The 17,927-nt window shown below is 66.9% G+C and carries 17 protein-coding genes; 11 read left to right on the top strand and 6 right to left on the bottom strand.

The window, feature by feature from the left end; translation table 11 throughout:
- Positions 1–34: 34 nt before the first annotated feature.
- Genes dnaK through CYU59_RS02390 form a run of 4 tightly spaced genes read left to right on the top strand, consistent with a single transcriptional unit; the run spans position 35 to position 4,131 of the window.
- Positions 35–1,891, top strand: a complete 1,857-nt coding sequence (dnaK, locus tag CYU59_RS02405) for a molecular chaperone DnaK (protein ID WP_292975487.1) — start codon at positions 35–37, stop codon at positions 1,889–1,891.
- Positions 1,888–2,538, top strand: coding sequence for a nucleotide exchange factor GrpE (gene grpE / locus CYU59_RS02400; RefSeq protein WP_292975486.1), 651 nt, complete (start codon positions 1,888–1,890; stop codon positions 2,536–2,538). Before dnaK ends, grpE begins: the two co-directional genes overlap by 4 nt.
- A 49-nt stretch (positions 2,539–2,587) precedes the next feature.
- Positions 2,588–3,760, top strand: coding sequence for a molecular chaperone DnaJ (gene dnaJ / locus CYU59_RS02395; protein ID WP_292975484.1), 1,173 nt, complete (start codon positions 2,588–2,590; stop codon positions 3,758–3,760).
- Entirely contained in the window at positions 3,760–4,131 is a 372-nt protein-coding gene (locus CYU59_RS02390; protein ID WP_292975482.1) for a helix-turn-helix domain-containing protein, read from the top strand. Before dnaJ ends, CYU59_RS02390 begins: the two co-directional genes overlap by 1 nt.
- 77 nt (positions 4,132–4,208) lie before the next feature.
- On the opposite strand, the gene CYU59_RS02385 is transcribed toward CYU59_RS02390, so the two are convergent.
- From CYU59_RS02385 to CYU59_RS02360, 6 genes are all read right to left on the bottom strand, one after another.
- Positions 4,209–5,099, bottom strand: coding sequence for an aldose 1-epimerase (locus CYU59_RS02385; RefSeq protein ID WP_292975479.1), 891 nt, complete (start codon positions 5,097–5,099; stop codon positions 4,209–4,211).
- A gap of 94 nt (positions 5,100–5,193) precedes the next feature.
- Complete coding sequence (locus CYU59_RS02380) at positions 5,194–6,267, bottom strand: hypothetical protein (protein ID WP_292975477.1); 1,074 nt, start codon at positions 6,265–6,267, stop codon at positions 5,194–5,196.
- A 258-nt stretch (positions 6,268–6,525) separates the two neighbouring features.
- The gene (locus CYU59_RS02375) at positions 6,526–7,689 is read right to left on the bottom strand and encodes an FAD-binding oxidoreductase (RefSeq protein WP_292975475.1); all 1,164 of its coding nucleotides are present in this window, start codon (positions 7,687–7,689) and stop codon (positions 6,526–6,528) included.
- Positions 7,690–7,725: 36 nt separating this feature from the next.
- Positions 7,726–8,397, bottom strand: a complete 672-nt coding sequence (locus tag CYU59_RS02370; RefSeq protein WP_292975473.1) for a GAP family protein — start codon at positions 8,395–8,397, stop codon at positions 7,726–7,728.
- An 18-nt stretch (positions 8,398–8,415) separates the two neighbouring features.
- Positions 8,416–9,702: a serine hydrolase gene (locus tag CYU59_RS02365; RefSeq protein WP_292975631.1), complete on the bottom strand. Its 1,287-nt coding sequence runs from the start codon at positions 9,700–9,702 to the stop codon at positions 8,416–8,418.
- A 163-nt stretch (positions 9,703–9,865) separates the two neighbouring features.
- Entirely contained in the window at positions 9,866–10,189 is a 324-nt protein-coding gene (locus CYU59_RS02360) for a hypothetical protein (RefSeq protein WP_292975471.1), read from the bottom strand.
- A 112-nt stretch (positions 10,190–10,301) separates the two neighbouring features.
- Here CYU59_RS02360 and CYU59_RS02355 point away from each other — a divergent pair, with 112 nt between their 5' ends.
- The 7 genes from CYU59_RS02355 to CYU59_RS02325 all read left to right on the top strand — a co-directional run bounded on the left by CYU59_RS02355 (position 10,302) and on the right by CYU59_RS02325 (position 17,783).
- Complete coding sequence (locus tag CYU59_RS02355) at positions 10,302–11,156, top strand: DUF6159 family protein (protein WP_292975469.1); 855 nt, start codon at positions 10,302–10,304, stop codon at positions 11,154–11,156.
- 128 nt (positions 11,157–11,284) lie between these two features.
- Positions 11,285–13,831: an ATP-dependent chaperone ClpB gene (clpB, locus tag CYU59_RS02350; protein WP_292975467.1), complete on the top strand. Its 2,547-nt coding sequence runs from the start codon at positions 11,285–11,287 to the stop codon at positions 13,829–13,831.
- A gap of 113 nt (positions 13,832–13,944) precedes the next feature.
- Complete coding sequence (gene ttfA / locus CYU59_RS02345; RefSeq protein ID WP_292975464.1) at positions 13,945–14,793, top strand: trehalose monomycolate transport factor TtfA; 849 nt, start codon at positions 13,945–13,947, stop codon at positions 14,791–14,793.
- Positions 14,794–14,940: 147 nt separating this feature from the next.
- Positions 14,941–15,717 carry an SDR family oxidoreductase gene (locus CYU59_RS02340; RefSeq protein WP_292975461.1) on the top strand — a complete coding sequence of 259 codons (777 nt, stop codon included), beginning with the start codon at positions 14,941–14,943 and terminating at the stop codon, positions 15,715–15,717.
- Positions 15,704–16,243: an orotate phosphoribosyltransferase gene (pyrE, locus tag CYU59_RS02335; RefSeq protein ID WP_292975459.1), complete on the top strand. Its 540-nt coding sequence runs from the start codon at positions 15,704–15,706 to the stop codon at positions 16,241–16,243. The genes CYU59_RS02340 and pyrE overlap by 14 nt, the downstream gene beginning before the upstream one ends.
- A 5-nt stretch (positions 16,244–16,248) precedes the next feature.
- Complete coding sequence (locus CYU59_RS02330; protein ID WP_292975457.1) at positions 16,249–17,139, top strand: hypothetical protein; 891 nt, start codon at positions 16,249–16,251, stop codon at positions 17,137–17,139.
- Positions 17,124–17,783: an RNA methyltransferase gene (locus tag CYU59_RS02325; protein WP_292975628.1), complete on the top strand. Its 660-nt coding sequence runs from the start codon at positions 17,124–17,126 to the stop codon at positions 17,781–17,783. The genes CYU59_RS02330 and CYU59_RS02325 overlap by 16 nt, the downstream gene beginning before the upstream one ends.
- Positions 17,784–17,927 lie beyond the last annotated feature (144 nt).

Here is a 17,927-nt window from a genome sequence, read left to right as displayed (position 1 = left end):
GCATACGAAGCTCGAATATCAGGAAGGATTCACTATGGCTCGTGCGGTCGGTATCGACCTCGGGACCACCAACTCCGTCGTCGCAGTACTCGAGGGTGGCGACCCCGTCGTCGTCGCGAACTCCGAGGGTGCGCGGACGACTCCATCCGTCGTCGCGTTTGCGCGCAACGGCGAGGTGCTGGTCGGCCAGCCCGCCAAAAACCAGGCGGTGACCAACGTCGACCGCACCATTCGTTCGGTCAAGCGCCACATCGGCACGGACTGGTCGGTGGAGATCGACGGAAAGAACTACACGGCGCAGGAGATCAGTGCTCGCGTTCTGCAGAAGCTGAAGCGCGACGCGGAAAGCTACCTCGGCGAAGACATCACCGATGCGGTGATCACTGTGCCCGCCTACTTCAATGACGCTCAGCGTCAGGCGACCAAGGAAGCCGGCCAGATCGCCGGCCTGAACGTGCTCCGCATCGTCAACGAGCCGACCGCGGCCGCGCTGGCCTACGGTCTGGACAAGGGCGAGAAAGAACAGACCATCCTGGTCTTCGACCTCGGTGGTGGCACGTTCGACGTGTCGTTGCTCGAGATCGGCGACGGCGTCGTCGAGGTCCGCGCGACCTCTGGTGACAACCACCTCGGTGGTGACGACTGGGATCAGCGTGTTGTCGACTGGCTGGTCGAGAAGTTCAAGAGCACCAGTGGCATCGACCTGACCAAGGACAAGATGGCGATGCAGCGGCTGCGTGAAGCGGCCGAGAAGGCCAAGATCGAGCTCTCGAGCTCGCAGAGCACCTCGATCAACCTGCCTTACATCACCGTTGACGCGGACAAGAACCCGTTGTTCCTCGACGAGCAGCTGACCCGCGCCGAATTCCAGAAGATCACCCAGGATCTGCTCGACCGCACGCGCCAGCCGTTCCAGTCGGTGATCAAGGACGCCGGTATCGCGGTGTCCGACATCGACCACGTGGTGCTGGTGGGCGGGTCCACCCGCATGCCCGCGGTGTCGGATCTGGTCAAGGAGTTGACCGGCGGCCAGGAGCCCAACAAGGGCGTCAACCCCGATGAGGTTGTTGCCGCGGGCGCCGCACTGCAGGCCGGTGTGCTCAAGGGTGAGGTGAAAGACGTTCTGCTGCTTGACGTCACACCGCTGAGTCTCGGTATCGAGACCAAGGGTGGCGTGATGACCAAGCTGATCGAGCGCAACACCACCATCCCGACCAAGCGGTCGGAGACCTTCACCACCGCCGACGACAATCAGCCGTCGGTGCAGATCCAGGTCTTCCAGGGTGAGCGTGAGATCGCGGCGCACAACAAGCTGCTCGGCAGCTTCGAGCTGACCGGCCTGCCGCCGGCTCCGCGCGGCGTGCCCCAGGTCGAGGTCACCTTCGACATCGACGCCAACGGCATCGTGCACGTCACGGCCAAGGACAAGGGCACCGGCAAGGAGAACACGATCAAAATCCAGGAGGGCTCCGGCCTTTCCAAGGAGGAGATCGACCGGATGATCAAGGACGCCGAGACGCACGCGGACGAAGACCGCAAGCGCCGCGAAGAGGCCGATGTCCGTAACCAGGCCGAGACGCTGGTTTACCAGACGGAGAAGTTCGTCAGCGAACAGCGCAGTGCCGAAGGCGGATCCAAGGTTCCCGAGGACACGCTCAACAAAGTGGACGCCGCAGTGGCCGAAGCCAAGACAGCGTTGGAGGGCACCGACATCGGCGCGATCAAGACCGCGATGGAGAAGCTGGGCCAGGAGTCGCAGGCTCTCGGCCAAGCCATCTACGAAGCCACCCAGGCCGAGCAGCCTGCCGGTGGCGGCGAGCCCGGTGCGGGCGGTGGTGCCGATGACGTGGTCGACGCGGAGGTGGTCGACGATGAGCGGGAGGGCCAGTGACCGAAGGCAATCCGGAAGAGCCGGTCGTCGTCACCGACAAGCGGCGAATCGACCCTGAGACCGGCGAAGTACGTCACGCCGCTGCCGGCGCCGTCCCTTCGGGGGCGGCGCCCGGTGCGGGCGGACCGGCCGCCGAGAGCTCGGCCACTGACGAGAAGGTTGCCGAGCTGACCGCTGATCTTCAGCGGGTGCAGGCCGACTACGCGAATTATCGCAAGCGGGCGCTGCGCGACCAGGAAGCAACCGCCGAACGGGCCAAAGCCGCGGTGGTCAGCCAATTGCTGGGCGTGCTGGACGATTTCGACCGGGCGCGCAACCACGGTGATCTGGAATCGGGTCCGCTGAAGTCGGTGGCCGACAAACTGGTCGGTGCGCTGGCCGGGCTCGGGCTGACGGCATTCGGTGCCGAGGGCGACGACTTCGATCCGGCCTTGCACGAGGCCGTGCAGCACGACGGCGACGGCGGCGAGGGCTCCAAGCCGGTGATCGGCAACGTGATGCGCCAGGGCTACAAGTTCGGCGAGCAGGTGCTGCGGCACGCGCTCGTCGGGGTGGTGGACACCGTGGTCGGCAACGCGCCGAGCGCCGACTCGGGCAATAACGAAGCGAACGAGGGTGAGCAGCACGCAGAATCAGAACCGTCGTAGAACCAGCGGCGGCAGCACAACTCACAGCAGGCGGAGGAGGTGACGCAACATGGCTCAGCGCGAGTGGGTCGAAAAGGACTTCTACAAGGAGTTGGGCGTCTCCTCTGATGCCGGCGCCAAAGAGATCAAGACGGCGTACCGCAAGCTGGCGTCCGACCTGCATCCGGACAAGAACCCGGACGGGGCCGAACGATTCAAGGCGGTCTCGGAGGCGTACAGCGTCTTGTCCGACGAGGCCAAGCGCAAGGAATACGACGAGACCCGTCGGCTCTTCGCCGGTGGAGGATTCGGACGCCGGTTCAACGGCGGTGGCGGCGGTGACTTCACCGGCGGCTTCGGCGGCGACGGTGCCGATTTCAACCTCAACGACCTGTTCGATGCGGCGGGCCGCAGCGGCGGCAGCAACATCGGCGACCTGTTCGGCGGATTGTTCGGCCGTGGCGCACAACCGCGGCCGAGTCGGCCCCGGCGCGGCAACGACCTCGAAACCGAGACCGAGCTGGACTTCCTGGAAGCCACCAAGGGCGTCGCGATGCCGCTGCGGCTCACCAGCCCGGCGCCGTGCACCAACTGTCACGGCAGTGGAGCCCGACCAGGCACCAGCCCGAAGGTCTGCGCGACATGCAACGGCTCAGGTGTAATCAGCCGCAACCAAGGCGCTTTCGGCTTCTCCGAGCCGTGCACGGACTGCCGCGGCACCGGGTCGATCATCGAGAATCCCTGCGACGAGTGCAAGGGAACCGGTGTCACCACTCGCACCCGGACCATCAACGTCCGCATTCCGCCGGGCGTCGAAGACGGGCAGCGGATTCGGCTGGCGGGTCAGGGTGAAGCCGGCTTGCGGGGCGCCCCGTCGGGCGACCTGTACGTCACCGTGCACGTGCGGCCGGACAAGGTGTTCGCTCGTGACGGCGACGACCTCACCGTCACCGTTCCGGTCAGCTTCACCGAATTGGCGCTAGGGACAACGCTTTCAGTGCCAACTCTGGACGGCAAGGTCGGCGTTCGGGTGCCGCAGGGGACGACCGACGGTCGCATCCTGCGGGTACGCGGCCGCGGTGTGCCGAAGCGTTCCGGCGGTCAGGGCGACCTTCTGGTCACCGTGAAAGTCGCCGTGCCCCCGAACCTCGAGGGCGCCGCCAAGGAAGCACTCGAAGCGTATGCGGTCGCCGAGCGATCCAGCGGCTTCGATCCGCGCGCCGGATGGGCGGGTAACCGCTGATGGCCAAGAAGGACGAGGCCCGGACTTTTCTCATCTCGGTGGCCGCCGAACTCGCCGGGATGCACGCGCAGACCCTACGCACCTACGACCGGCTCGGGTTGGTCAGTCCGGACCGGAGTTCCGGTGGGGGACGGCGTTATTCGCAGCACGACGTGGATCTACTCCGCGAGGTGCAGCGGCTGTCGCAAGACGAAGGCGTCAACCTCGCCGGTATCAAACGCATCATCGAGTTGACCAACCAGGTCGAGGCGCTGCAGTCCCGGCTGCAGGAGATGGCCGCCGAGATCGAAGCCTTGCGGGCCAACCAGCGGCGTGACCTCGCGGTGGTGCCGAAGAGCACCGCGGTGGTGGTCTGGAAGCCGCGCCGCTAGCTGTCGTACGCCGAAACAGAAGCCAGGGTTGCAATCTTCGCGGATTCGCAGCCCTGGGTTCTTTTTCGCCCCGGGCGCTAGACGCGGATCGAGAATTGGGCGATGCCCCAGTCGCCGGGCTGCGCCGACCGGTAACCACCGCGGCGCAGGGCGTCGGTGACCGCGGTCATCGGCTCGAAGCACACGACGTCCTCACCGGGCGGCGCGAAAATCTGCGCGGCGGGATAGCCCTCTTCGAAGTGGACCTCGATCCGCCGGCCCCCACCGGACACCGCGAACACCGCGCCCTCGGCCACCTGGTCGTACCCGTCGTCGAAACCTCTGTCTCCCAAGGGTTCACTGAGCGCGGGCTGGACAACCGCGTCGCCGGTCGGCAGCCCTCTGTCGTCGAGTGCGAGGTGTCGCAGCGCCGGGGTCTCGATCACCCACTGCGCGCGGGGGACGTCCGGCAGCTGAAGGTAGGGGTGGAATCCGAAGCACAACGGCACCGCTTGCCGGCCGGTCGGGTTCACCGAAACACGCACCCGCAATGTCCGGTCGACCAGGGTGATGGTCAGGGCCAGCCGGTGCGGAAAAGGAAAGCTGGCCAACAGTTCGTCGTCGGTGGTGAAGTCGACCTCGGCGGCGAGCTCGTGGGCGGACTCGTGAGTCACCCGCCAGTTCGCAAACGCGGCGAGGACGCCGTGAATCGGCAGCCCGTTGGGATCGGTGCGCACCCCGAATTCACCGTCGGTCAGCGTGACGGTTGTACCTTCAGCTTCATAGGTGTTGCCGCCCAACCGATTTGCCCAGGGATACAGGATCGGTATGCCCATCGTCTTCCCGTTGGTCACGTAGGCGTCCAACCCGCGCCGTTGTCCGAGCAACTCGACGCCCGCGTCGGTCAGCGAGATCCCGATCATGCCGGCCTCCGGCACGAACTTCGCCTCTACCGACGATGACGGGTCGCTCAGCGTGACGGTGTGCATGGGCTAGACACTAGTGCGAGCGCTGTGTGCTGCTCCGGAAAACAGGGCAGGGCGGGGGAGCTCCTCAACTCCCACCGCCCCGCCTGTTCTCGCGCTAGAAGAGCGACGTCGCCAGTGCGGTCACTTCGTCGGTGACAGCACTTGGGTCGATTGCTGACGTCACGCTGTCGGTGAGGGCAGAAACGTCGAACAAGGCGCTCCAGTTACCGGCGTCGAACAGCGCACCCCAGTCGCCGCCCAGCAGCGAGCTCCAGTCGCCGTTGTCGATCGCCTCGGCCGATGCCGCCGCGACGGTGTCGGGGAGGGTGATGGCGTCGGAGATCTGGGTAGGGAGGGTGACGAACAGGAACTGCAACGGACCTCCGTTGAGGAGGCCGGGGAACGTCTCGCCATTCTCGACGAAGGGGAATTGAGCCCCGTTGAGGTAGGCGCCCAGGATCTGGCCGGGTGCGTTGAGCAGGTTGTTGAATGCACCTTGGTAGTCGCCGCTGTTGATCGCGTCCTCGACGTTATCGGCGATCAGTGCCGCCTCGAAGTTGGCGGTGATGCCAGGTCCGAGCAGCGCCTTGGTGAAACCAGACAGGTCACCCCTGGTGAACACCGCATTGAACGCCTGGTACGTCTGCTGAGCCAGGTCGTTGAGTATCCCCTCACCGCGCCTGCTGCTGACCAGATCGAAGATTGGCGCCGCCACATCCTCGAGACCGAACAGGCCGAAGCTGTTGAGTTCGCTGTACGCCGCGACGAACTCGCCGTCGGCCAGGTAATCCAGTGAATTCTGCAGCGTCGTCGGAAATTGCTCGATCAAATCCTGGAAGGCGTTGGCCGACACCTCAAAGCTGTTGGCGAGCCGATCGCCGTAAGCGGTGAAGAGGTCGGTCAGCTTGTCGTCGAGCGGAACATTGCCGATTGCTGTCTGAAGGTTCCCGATGTTTTGCAGTGCGAGAGGGAACACGGTGGCGGGGTCGATTGGATTCACGAATTGGTCGACCAGCTGAACCTCATGGTGCTGCACGCTTGGCAGCGTCGGGTTGGTCGACGGTCCTACAGCGATCAGGCCGGCGCCCGCCAGGGCAAACCCGGCGACTAGCGCGGCTTTAGTTCGATTGGCCGCAACGGGGCGCACCATCGACCGGGTGCTCGGGCCAGTTTCCAAGGCTAATTGCACCACATCTCCTCTGTTCAGTATCGTTTGTTAGGGTTGCCTGTCCTAAGGCGTGAGCGACGCTACCTTAGAGATAACTGAGACGCAATAAGTTTCTTCTAAGCTCGTTCAGCGCGGCTAGCCGTGGCATAACTGCAGCTAGAAGCGCTATTTCTGCATTGTTCCGTCGCCCGAGCGTGACCTCGCGACCTGAGGTTTACCTGGGTAGTTTTAAAAAATCCTGGGCAAGCCGCGGTCGATCGACGCGTCCGGCGGGCCGCGCTAGCGGGACAACGGGTCGTGCTGGATGCGCTCCGCAGGCGCACCCTTGGCGATCAGCGCGTCCCTGGTCGCGCGCACCATGTGTGGGCCGCCGCAAACCAGGATCTGCCGGTCGCCCCAGTTGCCGTACCGGGTGACGACGTCCATCAGCTTCCCGGTCTGGCGTACGTGCAGGCCCCGCGGCGGTGTCACGTCCGGATACTCCTCGGCCCACGCCGGGTCGCCGTCGAACTCGGAGACCGGCGTCACCGACAGCCAGGGATTGCTCGAGGCGATCTGCCACAGCGTCGGCAGGTCGTAGAGCTCGCACGGATACCGGCCGCCGAAGAACAAGTGCACGCGCGGGTTCTCACCCCAGCGGGTGAGGTCCATGACGATCGAGCGCAGCGGCGTGAGCCCGGTGCTACCGGCCACCAGCAACACGTCCCCGCCGTCCCGGTCGACTTGCAGGGCGCCGTGCGGACTGGACATCCGCCACCGGTCGCCGGCCCGGGTCTCGTTGACGATCGCGTTGCTGACCAAGCCGCCGGACACTGCGCGAACGTGAAACTCCACGCCACCGCTGCTGTCGGGCGGAATGGCCGGGGTCAGGTACCGCCAGCGCCGCGGGCATTGCGGCACAGCAACATTCACGTACTGGCCGGCGTGGTACGGCATCGGGTTGTCCAGCTGCAGCCGGATCACCGCCAGATCGCGAGACACCCGCAGGTGTTCGACCACCGTGCCGTCCCACCAGGCCGGTCCGCCTTCGGCCTCGGCGGCTCCGCTCATCACCCCGGTGATCAGGTTCAGCGATTGCCGGGCGGCGGCGTCCACGGCGTCGGTCCATTCTTCGGCGAGCGCGTCGCGCAGGGTCGCATACAACGCCTGCCCCAGTGTTTCGTAATGCTCGGCCAGCACGCCGTACTTGCGGTGATCGCGACCCAACTGCGCCAGGAACGCCACCGGCTCGTCCGAACGCTGAGCCACCAGTTCGCCGTACAGGTACTTCAATGCCTGGGCGAAGACGACACGTTGGGCCGCCATCTCGGGCGGGAACAGATCGCGCGGCGACACGTCGAAGGAGAACCAGCGGGTGTAGAACCGGCCGATCAGCCCGTTGGCGTCATCGGCGTCCACGGCGGCATACAGAACCGCCAGCGCATCCCGATCGTCGAGGCTCACGGCCGCCGATCCTATGCCCGACCGCGGAGTTCGCCGTCACAACGCCTTGATGCCGTTGTGGAACACCATCGCACCGATCAGGACGAAGATGACCGCGAGCAGTGCCGCGTTGTTCTTCTCCATCCAGAGCTTCAGGCTCGCCATCGAATCGTCGAGACGGGAACCGGCGCCGACGTATGCGAGCACCGGAAGCGCCACCGACGACGCGGCGACCACGATGAAGATCACCGCGGCCGTCCACTCGTCCGGCCTGGCGAGCCCGCTGCTGCCGATCGCCAAACCGGCCAACGCGCACATGGTCAGCACTTCGAGTCGCACGACCACCAGCAGCAGACCCGTCAGCGCGGCGCGCGACGGCGTCATGGTTGCAAAGGCCCGCATCCACTTCGGTGACTCGGAATGCCCCTTCCGGGTCAGCCATCGGTACACGCCGAACGCGATCAGCGCCACGCCGAGCACGACCCGCAGCCAGGAGGCCCAGGTCGGTGGCGACTTGCGCAGCCCGTCCAGTGCGTCGGAGGACGACGCGAAGATCGCGGTGAGCGCGCACAACCCGAACAGCCAGCTGCCGAGGAAGGCGAGCCCGGTGGGCCGCGGTCGGGGCGTCTGCAATACGAGCACCGCCGGAATGATCGACAGCGGCGAGATCGAGACCACCAATGCCAGCGGCACGAGCGTGGTCAGCACTGAGCCCAAGCTGGTCGACACGGGAGAACCCTAACCGGCCTAGGACTGCTTGTCTGCCATCGCGAATACCTGCTTGGCGATCGAAATGATCCACGCGCCCGCTGCGGGGCCGTGAAACTGTGGCCAGCTCAACTGGAAGCTGACAACCCAGGCCTGACCGGATCGGTTCACGGCATACCAGCTGAAAGTCAAGTCCCCGGGCAGGTTTCCGCCTTTCGCGCCGATGTAGGGCCACTGCTGCCGGTCGAGGTCGATACCCGGACTCGCCGCCAGGATCTGTCGCACCGGCTCGGCCGCCCCGACCGCGCCGGCCTGCAGCGCGGTGTGCACCCGGCAGATGTCTTCGGCGTTGCCGTACCACTCGATGCCGTACGTCGACGCCGGAGTGTGGCCGCGGCGCGGATCTGGTTGATAGGGAACCGATTTGACCTCGTCGAGCAGACGCGCCCGATCTGCGGGTGCGCCCGCCGCATCCTTCCACTGCTGGCGCAGATCATGCTGGCCCCAGCCGAGAGTGAACAACTGATGCATGGTCGGAAACGGCGTCATGCTCTGCGGGGCATGGTGGCCGGCGGCAACCAGGGCGTGCTCGACGGCGACCGTGCCGACCCGGTCGATCAGTAGGTCGGTGGCCATGTTGCTGCTTTTCGCGATCATGATGTCGGCGGCGGCGCGCACTGAGATCGTCGAGCCGGTCGGATGGTCGTCGAGTGTCGCGAATTCGACCGCCCTGGATTTATCGGTGACGGTCAGCTGCTCGTCCCAGGACAGCGTGCCGGCCCGGATCGCCTCGGCGACCGCATACAGTACGTACAGCTTGAAAATCGAAGCGAGAGGCAATGATTCGGCTGTGTTGAGGCCGGCTACCCGATCGCAGCGCCCGTCGTCGACCTTGGCGACCTGATACGAATGGCGGGCATGCGACTTGGCGAGTTCGGCGTCCACGTCGGCCCAGGAATTGATCTTGGGCGCAACGACTTCGGCGTCGAATCGGTCGACCATGCCGGCGTCGTCGGTGTGGATCGCGATGTTCTGCTGCGCGCCGAACGAGTTGAGCAGGTGCACGACCGCGCGCCCCGCGTTGTAGTCGACCCCGATGACCGTGAACGGGCGGTCCCACCAGAGGTTCTCCATGGTGGCCTGCACGCCGCCGGCCGCGCTGGGCGTCGCCAGGGTGGCGACGTTCGTCGGTCCGATCGGCCAATCGGAGTTCAACATGTCGACGGTCTGTTGCGCGCGAAACCCCGGCGGTGTGCCGGTGACGATTTTGACGTTGCCGGACGGCGTTCCGGGCGTTGCGCGCGGCGTCGCGCAGCCGCCGGACATCAGGGCGATCGCGACGCCGGTCAGCGCGGCGAGCCGGCGCAACGGCGTGGGCGTGACGGATGCGTTCATCGGGTCTCTGTTCAGGCAGCCGAGACGAGGACGCGGCTGTGACAGGAAGAGTAAACGTCGAATCCATCGCGGGATACCGGGGTTTTCCCTGGACTTACAGCCCCTCGCGCCGTGGTGGACTCTTGCGGAGTGTCCAGGCCGGAACCCAGTGCGTCACCATCTTGCGCTTGGCCCCGTAGGCAATCGGGTAGGTCACCAGCCCCCACCAATCGCCCTGCTCGCAGATGCCCCAGCAGGTGAGCTGCCCCTCGACCACCTTGTGCAACTGCAGGCCATTCGGGTTGTACCGGCCACTGCGGTGCGGCTCGCGGGGAAACAGCACGGTCAGGTCGATGAGCACGGTGAGTGGTGGGCGCACGACCCGGAACGGATTGCGCACCGGCTGCCCGTTGTATCCGATCGACGCGAGGTCACCCACCGATCGATCATACGTTCGAATGGACGACCCGGCGGGTCGTTCGGATCACGGCTCCCGCGCGGTTGCCGCAACCTAAGATCGACGCTCACGGGGGCACGCCGGAGGTGCGTCGATGGACAGATTGGCACGCGGCTGGGCGCTCACCCGGCAGAGCTGGGACATCTTGCGCGGCGACGCGTCGCTGGCGCTGTTCCCGGTCCTGTCGACGGTCTTCGCCTGCCTGGCGATGGTCTCGATCTGGGCGCCGGCGCTGATCTCCCGCGGCGTCTTCGACCATCGGACCGTCGAACGCAACGACCCGGTCATCTACGCCGCCGGCATCGCATCCGCATACGCATACGCATCGACCTTTGTCGCCCTGTTCTTCAACGTGGCCCTGGCGGCGTGCGCGGTGCGCTCCATGCGCGGGGAGGACACCCGAGTCCGCGACGGGCTGGCGGCCGCCGCGCACCGGATCGGCCCGATCCTGGGCTGGACGCTGGTGGCCACCACGTTCGGGCTGTTGTTACGGGCGTTCGAGAACCGGGTGCCACTGCTGGGCAAGATCGCGGCCGGAATCGCCGGCGCCGCGTGGGGGATCGCCACGTTCTTCGTCGTGCCGGTGATCGCGTTCGAGGGCACCGGCCCGTTGCGGTCGCTGCAGCACTCCGCCGCCGTCATCAAGGCCCGCTGGGGCGAGGGCGCTACCGGAGCGGCCACGATCGGGCTGGTGACGGTGGGTTTCAGTCTTGCGATCGGGACCGTCGCGGTATTCGCCGTCATGTTTCTGCTGACCGGCGGACAAGCGCTGCTCGGCTATCTCGTGCTGGCCGTGGCGGTGCTGACGATGTTCGCCGTCGCGGTGGTCTCGACGACCCTGAGTCAGATCTTCCGCGTCGCGGTGTTCCAGTTCGCGCTGCACGGGCAGACGCCTGGTGGCTTCGACGGCTCGCAGCTGCAGGCGGCGTTCCAACCCCGCCCGGCCTAGGCACTGGCGGACATTGCCCGAAAATAGTTAGAGTTGAGCGGAACAGACTCAACCTTGACGGCGTTGAACATCGCGACAAGCATTTTTGGCGGGCCGGTGTGCCCGTCGTGACCTAGAACGGAGGTGTCGTGGACTCTTTCAACCCGACAACCAAGACGCAGGCGGTGCTGACGTCGGCGCTGCAGGCGGCCACTGCCGCCGGCAACCCCGAGATCAGGCCGGCTCATCTGCTGCTGGCCCTGCTCACGCAGAACGACGGGATCGCCGCGCCGCTGCTGGAGGCTGTCGGCGTCGAGCCCGCCACTGTCCGCGCCGAAGCGCAACGCATCCTGGACCGACTCCCGCAGGCCAGCGGCGCCAACTCGCAACCGCAGCTGTCGCGTGAATCGCTGGCGGCCATCACCACCGCGCAGCAGTTGGCCACCGAGATGGACGACGAATACGTCTCCACCGAGCACTTGCTGGTCGGTCTGGCCACCGGCGACTCCGAGGTGGCCAAACTGCTGACCGGTCACGGCGCGTCGCCGCAGGCGCTGCGCGAGGCGTTCGTCAAGGTCCGCGGCAGCGCACGGGTCACCAACCCCGACCCCGAGGCCACCTATCAGGCACTGGAGAAGTACTCGACCGACCTGACCGAGCGCGCCCGCGAAGGCAAGCTCGACCCGGTCATCGGGCGGGACAACGAGATTCGTCGCGTCGTGCAGGTGCTGAGCCGTCGCACCAAGAACAACCCGGTGCTGATCGGTGAGCCCGGTGTCGGTAAGACCGCGATCGTGGAGGGCCTGGCCCAGCGCATCGTCGACGGCGACGTGCCCGAAAGCCTGCGTGACAAGACGGTCGTCAGCCTGGACCTGGGCTCGATGGTGGCCGGCGCCAAGTACCGCGGCGAATTCGAGGAGCGGCTCAAGGCCGTGCTCGACGACATCAAGAACTCCGCCGGGCAGATCATCACGTTCATCGACGAGATGCACACCATCGTCGGCGCCGGCGCGTCCGGTGAGGGTGCGATGGACGCCGGCAACATGATCAAGCCGATGCTGGCCCGCGGCGAGCTGCGCCTGGTCGGCGCCACCACGCTCGACGAGTACCGCAAGTACATCGAAAAGGACGCCGCGCTGGAGCGGCGCTTCCAGCAGGTCTTCATCGGCGAGCCGTCGGTCGAGGACACCGTCGGAATCCTGCGCGGACTGAAGGATCGCTACGAGGTGCACCACGGGGTCCGCATCACCGACTCCGCGCTGGTCGCCGCCGCGACGCTGTCCGACCGCTACATCACCGCCCGCTTCCTGCCGGACAAGGCGATCGACCTGGTCGACGAGGCGGCCAGCCGGCTGAAGATGGAGATCGACTCGCGGCCCGTCGAGGTCGACGAGGTCGAGCGTCTGGTGCGCCGGCTCGAGATCGAAGAGATGGCCCTGGCGAAGGAATCCGACGACGCGTCGCGCGACCGTCTGGAGAAGCTGCGCTCCGAGCTGGCCGACCAGAAGGAAAAGCTGGCCGAGCTGACCACCAGGTGGCAGAACGAGAAGAACGCCATCGACGTCGTCCGCGAGCTCAAAGAACAGCTGGACTCGCTGCGCGGCGAATCCGAACGTGCCGAGCGGGACGGCGACCTGGCCAAGGCCGCCGAGCTGCGTTACGGCCGCATCCCGGAAATCGAGAAGAAGCTCGACGCCACGGTGCCGCAGGCGGCGGCGCGGGAAAACGTGATGCTCAAGGAGGAAGTCGGACCCGACGACATCGCCGACGTGGTGTCAGCCTGGACCGGCATCCCGGCCGGGCGGCTGCTGGAAGGCGAGACCGCCAAGCTGCTGCGGATGGAAGACGAGCTGGGCAGACGCGTCATCGGGCAACGGAACGCGGTGGCTGCCGTTTCCGACGCGGTGCGCAGGACCCGGGCCGGGGTTGCCGACCCCAACCGGCCGACGGGTTCGTTCCTGTTCCTCGGGCCCACCGGTGTCGGCAAGACCGAGCTGGCCAAGGCGCTGGCCGACTTCCTGTTCGACGACGAACGGGCGATGGTCCGCATCGACATGAGCGAGTACGGCGAGAAGCACTCGGTGGCCCGCCTGGTCGGTGCGCCTCCCGGTTACATCGGCTACGACCAGGGCGGTCAGTTGACCGAGGCGGTCCGCCGCCGGCCCTACACCGTCGTGTTGTTCGACGAGGTGGAGAAGGCCCACCCGGACGTGTTCGACGTGCTGCTGCAGGTTCTCGACGAGGGCCGGCTGACCGACGGGCAGGGCCGCACGGTCGACTTCCGCAACACCATCCTGATCCTGACGTCCAACCTCGGGTCGGGCGGCACGGAGGAGCAGGTGATGGCCGCGGTGCGCTCGGCGTTCAAGCCCGAGTTCATCAACCGGCTCGACGACGTGCTGATCTTCGACGCCCTGCAACCCGACGAGCTGGTCCGGATCGTCGACATCCAGCTCGAGCAGCTGGCCAAGCGACTGGCCCAACGGCGGCTCCAACTGGAGGTGTCGCTGCCGGCCAAGGAGTGGCTGTCCAAGCGCGGGTTCGACCTGGTCTACGGCGCCCGTCCGCTGCGGCGGCTGGTGCAGCACGCCATCGGTGACCAGCTGGCGAAAATGCTGCTGGCCGGTGATGTGCACGACGGCGACGTGGTGCCGGTCAACGTCAGCGCCGACGGCGAATCGCTGGTGCTGGGCTGAGGTGTTCGGCGCTTCGGCGGTGTGATCGCCGCCGAAGCGCCGGCAAACTTTAATTCTGTTGTGACCTGCTGGCGTTCTTCGTTCAGGGCCGACAGCGGCTAGGCTACGGGGCGATGGTTCCACTCTGGTTCACCCTTTCGGCGCTGTGCTTTGTGTGCGCAGCGGTGCTGCTGTACGTCGACATCGACCGACGTCGCGGCCGGGGTCGCCGTCGCCACTCCTGGGCGCGCTCGCACGGATTCGACTACGAGCGCGAGTCCACCGAGATCCTCAAGCGCTGGAAGCGCGGCGTGATGTCCACCGTGGGCAGCAACGTCCCCGCCAACAACGTCGTGCTGGGTCAGATCCGGGGCGAGGCGGTGTTCATCTTCGACATCGAAGAAGTCGCCACGGTGATCGCCTTGCATCGCAAGGTCGGTACCAACGTCGTCGTCGATGTTCGGCTCAAGGGCCTCAAAGAGCCTCGGGAGAACGACATTTGGCTGCTCGGTGCGATCGGGCCGCGGATGGTGTACTCCACGAACCTCGACGCCGCCCGGCGCGCCTGCGACCGGCGCATGGTCACGTTCGCGCACACCGCCCCCGACTGCGCCGAGATCATGTGGAACGAAGAGAACTGGACGCTGGTCAGCATGCCGATCGGCAGCACCCGTGCGCAGTGGGACGAGGGCCTGCGCACCGTGCGACAGTTCAACGACTTGCTGCGGGTTCTGCCGCCGGTGCCGCAGTCGACGGGTTCATCCGGTGCGCCGCCGGCCGCCGGCCGTCGCAAGGCCTCACCCAGCCGTCCGCTGGCCCCGGCCGGCCGCAGCGAGACGCCCCACCAGCCGGAGGCGTTCTCCCGTGAAGGCGGACCCACGACCCGTTCTGCCTCCGCGACCCCGCCGCCTGCTCGTCAGGAGCAGACCCGCCGCCCACCGACCGGGCGCAACGGGCACCAGGCCTCGCATCACCAACGCTGAATTCACATCTGCCACAGCAATCTCCAGCGGCGGCGACTACCAATGTGCCCACCTCGTAGCGAATTGATGTGGTGATTCGCGCGAAGGCGGGCACAGCGGTACCCAGACGGGCCTCGTGCACGATTTCGCGCTCAGTACACTGACGCCGTGCCTCGCCCCGTCGCCCTGATCACCGGGCCCACCTCCGGTATCGGCGAAGGATTCGCCCGACGCTATGCGGCCGACGGGTACGACCTGGTGCTGGTGTCCCGGGATGTCGTACGGCTCGAGGCACTCGCCGCCGAGCTGTCCGACGAGGGCGGCCGCGACGTCGAGGTGCTTCCCGCCGACCTGGCCGACGCCGCCGGCCGCGACGCCGTCGCCAAGCGGGTGGCCGCCGGCGTCGATGTGCTGGTCAACAATGCCGGCCTGGGAACGTCCGGCGAGTTCTGGACCGCCGATCCCGCACTGCTGCAACGTCAACTCGACGTCAACGTCACCGCGGTCATGCAGCTCACACGGGCCGCACTGCCGGCGATGATCGACGCTGGTCGTGGCACCGTCATCAACGTCTCGAGTGTGGCGGGTCTGCTGTCGGGCCGTGGCTCCACCTATTCCGCGTCCAAGGCGTACGTGGTGTCGTTCACCGAAGGCTTGGCCGCCGGGTTGGGTGGCACCGGCGTCGGCATCCACGTGGTGTGCCCGGGCTACGTGCACACCGAGTTTCACGACCGGGCCGGAATCGACATGGCCTCGCTGCCGTCGTTCATGTGGTTGGAGGTCGACGACGTGGTCCGGGAAACGCTGGCCGAGGTCGCCCGCGGCAACGTGCTCATCATTCCCGGCCTGCAGTACAAAGCGATCACCACCGTCACCCGGATGGTGCCGCGAACCCTGTCGCGCGCCGCGACCAGTGTCTTCGGGCGGGGCCGTGGCCGCACCTGAGAAGGCCGAACTGGCCGACCTGGTTACGCAATTGGCGGTCGTGCACGGCCGCGTCACGCTGTCCTCGGGCAAGGAGGCCGACTACTACGTCGACCTGCGCCGGGCCACCCTGCACCACCGGGCCGCCCCGCTGATCGGCCGACTGGTCCGCGACCTCACCGCCGACTGGGACTACGTCGCAGTGGGTGGGCTGACTCTGGGGGCCGATCCGGTGGCCACTGCCGTCATGCATGCGCCAGGCCGACCGATCGACGCGTTCGTCGTTCGCAAGGCCGTGAAAACCCATGGCATGCAACGTCTCATCGAAGGTCCCGACATCACCGGCCAGCGGGTACTGGTGGTCGAGGACACCAGCACCACCGGCGGGTCGGCGTTGACCGCGGTGCGCGCGGTGCGGGAAGCGGGCGCCCAGGTGGTCGGCGTGGTGACGGTCGTCGACCGGGCCACCGGTGCGGCCGAGGTCATCGAGGCCGAAGGCATTCCGTACCGCAGCGTGCTCGGGCTGGCGGATCTCGGGCTGAGTTAGTCACAGTGCGCACTGTCATCGCGACGATCGCGGCGTTGGCGCTGCTCTGTGGATGTACGAGTTCGGCTGGCAAGCAACAAGTTTACGGCGCGGGAGCGGCACGGATCGGCGAGTCGCTGGCGGTGCTGGGCTGGAACACGTCGGTGTCGAACCTGCGCTGGCAGGACGACTATGTGCTGGTCGACATCGATGCCGCCCCGGCGGATCCGGCGAAACCCCATGCCGAGCCGCGCGATATCCGCCTCGGGCTGTACGGAGCGCTGGCCCACCCCATCGAGGCGGCCGGCATCGGCAGCTGTGATGGCGTGAAAAACCTTGTCGTGCAATCTTTCTCCGAGTCCAGGGACAAGCGGATGGCGGGCACGGTGTGCCTGGGCCCGATGAAAGACCGCGCCGCCGTCCGCGGCGTCTACCTCTACTCCCCGCGCGATCGGATCGCCGACACCGCGGCGGCCTACGCGGCGGCGTTTCCGGTCGGGGTGTTGCCGACCAAGGAAAGCGACACCGGGCTGGTGGTGCGGACCACCAGTGTGGCGGCGTGGCGCGCCGACGGCACCCAGTTGAACAAGGACGCGCTGGGCGACCCGGCCGCGTTCAACGGCAGCGGCTATATGTTGCTGGGCCTGCAGGCCGACACCATCGCCGCGAAGTACCGCGACGACTCCGCGGCGCGTGGCGGGCCGATGATGCTGCTGGTCTCGCCGACACTGCCTCCGCCGGGCCTGAGTCCGGCGTGTGTGGCCTACGGTTCGTCGGTGCTGATCCTGCCCGAAGCGTCACTGGACTCGGTGCACGTCAACGCGTCGCTGTGCACCCAGGGTGAGCTCAACGCCGCGCTGCTCTACGCGACGGTGTCGATCGTCGGCACCCACGCCGCGGTCTGGACGGCCAAGTGAGCGACGGGCCCGGTCCCACCGAGTGGAGCGTCCCGGGCGCAGGGGTCGGGCCCTGGCAAGGCGAGCTCCCCGACGACCCGCGGTACGACCCGGACCTGCTGCGCGACGGCGACACCCGCAACGTCGTCGACGCCTACCGGTATTGGACCCGAGAGGCGATCGTGGCCGACATCGACGGCCGGCGGCACCCGCTGCATGTCGCGATCGAGAACTTCGGCCAGGACGCCAACATCGGCGGGGTGGTGCGCGCGGCCAACGCGTTCGCCGTGGACACCGTGCACATCGTCGGCCGCCGCCGGTGGAACCGGCGCGGGGCGATGGTCACCGATCGCTATCAACGTCTCCAGCATCACGACGACACCGCCGCGCTACTGACCTTCGCCGACGGCGCCGGACTGACGGTGGTCGCCGTGGACATCGTGCCGGGTGCGGCGCGGCTGGAGCAGACGGCGCTGCCACGCGACTGCCTGCTGCTGTTCGGCTCGGAAGGCCCCGGGATCAGCGACGACGCCCGCGACGGCGCGGCGCTGACCGTCTCGATCGCCCAGTTCGGCTCGACGCGCAGCATCAACGTCGCGGTCGCCGCCGGGATCGCCATGCACGCCTGGATCAGTCAACACGGCGATCTCGCCAACGCCTGGTGATCCCGGATCAGGCGGCCTGATCGAAGACAAGGGAAATCCCTGTATCGCGACCGCGACCGCGCCTCGTAGCTTGAGTCGGCGGACTGAGAACTCGCACCCTCAGCGGGCATCCTTCCGAGACCGGGACTTCTCGGAAGGATGCCC

Origin of the sequence: Mycobacterium sp. (assembly GCF_002863225.1) — a bacterium.
Classification (GTDB): domain Bacteria; phylum Actinomycetota; class Actinomycetes; order Mycobacteriales; family Mycobacteriaceae; genus Mycobacterium.
This window is presented reverse-complemented; position numbering and strand designations above follow the sequence as displayed.

Coding starts and splice junctions, on each gene's coding strand:
- dnaK (WP_292975487.1), top strand. CDS start 35: ATGGCTCGTGCGGTCGGTATCGACCTCGGGACCACCAACTCCGTCGTC.
- dnaJ (WP_292975484.1), top strand. CDS start 2,588: ATGGCTCAGCGCGAGTGGGTCGAAAAGGACTTCTACAAGGAGTTGGGC.
- CYU59_RS02390 (WP_292975482.1), top strand. CDS start 3,760: ATGGCCAAGAAGGACGAGGCCCGGACTTTTCTCATCTCGGTGGCCGCC.
- CYU59_RS02385 (WP_292975479.1), bottom strand. CDS start 5,099: ATGCACACCGTCACGCTGAGCGACCCGTCATCGTCGGTAGAGGCGAAG.
- CYU59_RS02365 (WP_292975631.1), bottom strand. CDS start 9,702: ATGTCCGGCGGCTGCGCGACGCCGCGCGCAACGCCCGGAACGCCGTCC.
- CYU59_RS02355 (WP_292975469.1), top strand. CDS start 10,302: ATGGACAGATTGGCACGCGGCTGGGCGCTCACCCGGCAGAGCTGGGAC.
- ttfA (WP_292975464.1), top strand. CDS start 13,945: ATGGTTCCACTCTGGTTCACCCTTTCGGCGCTGTGCTTTGTGTGCGCA.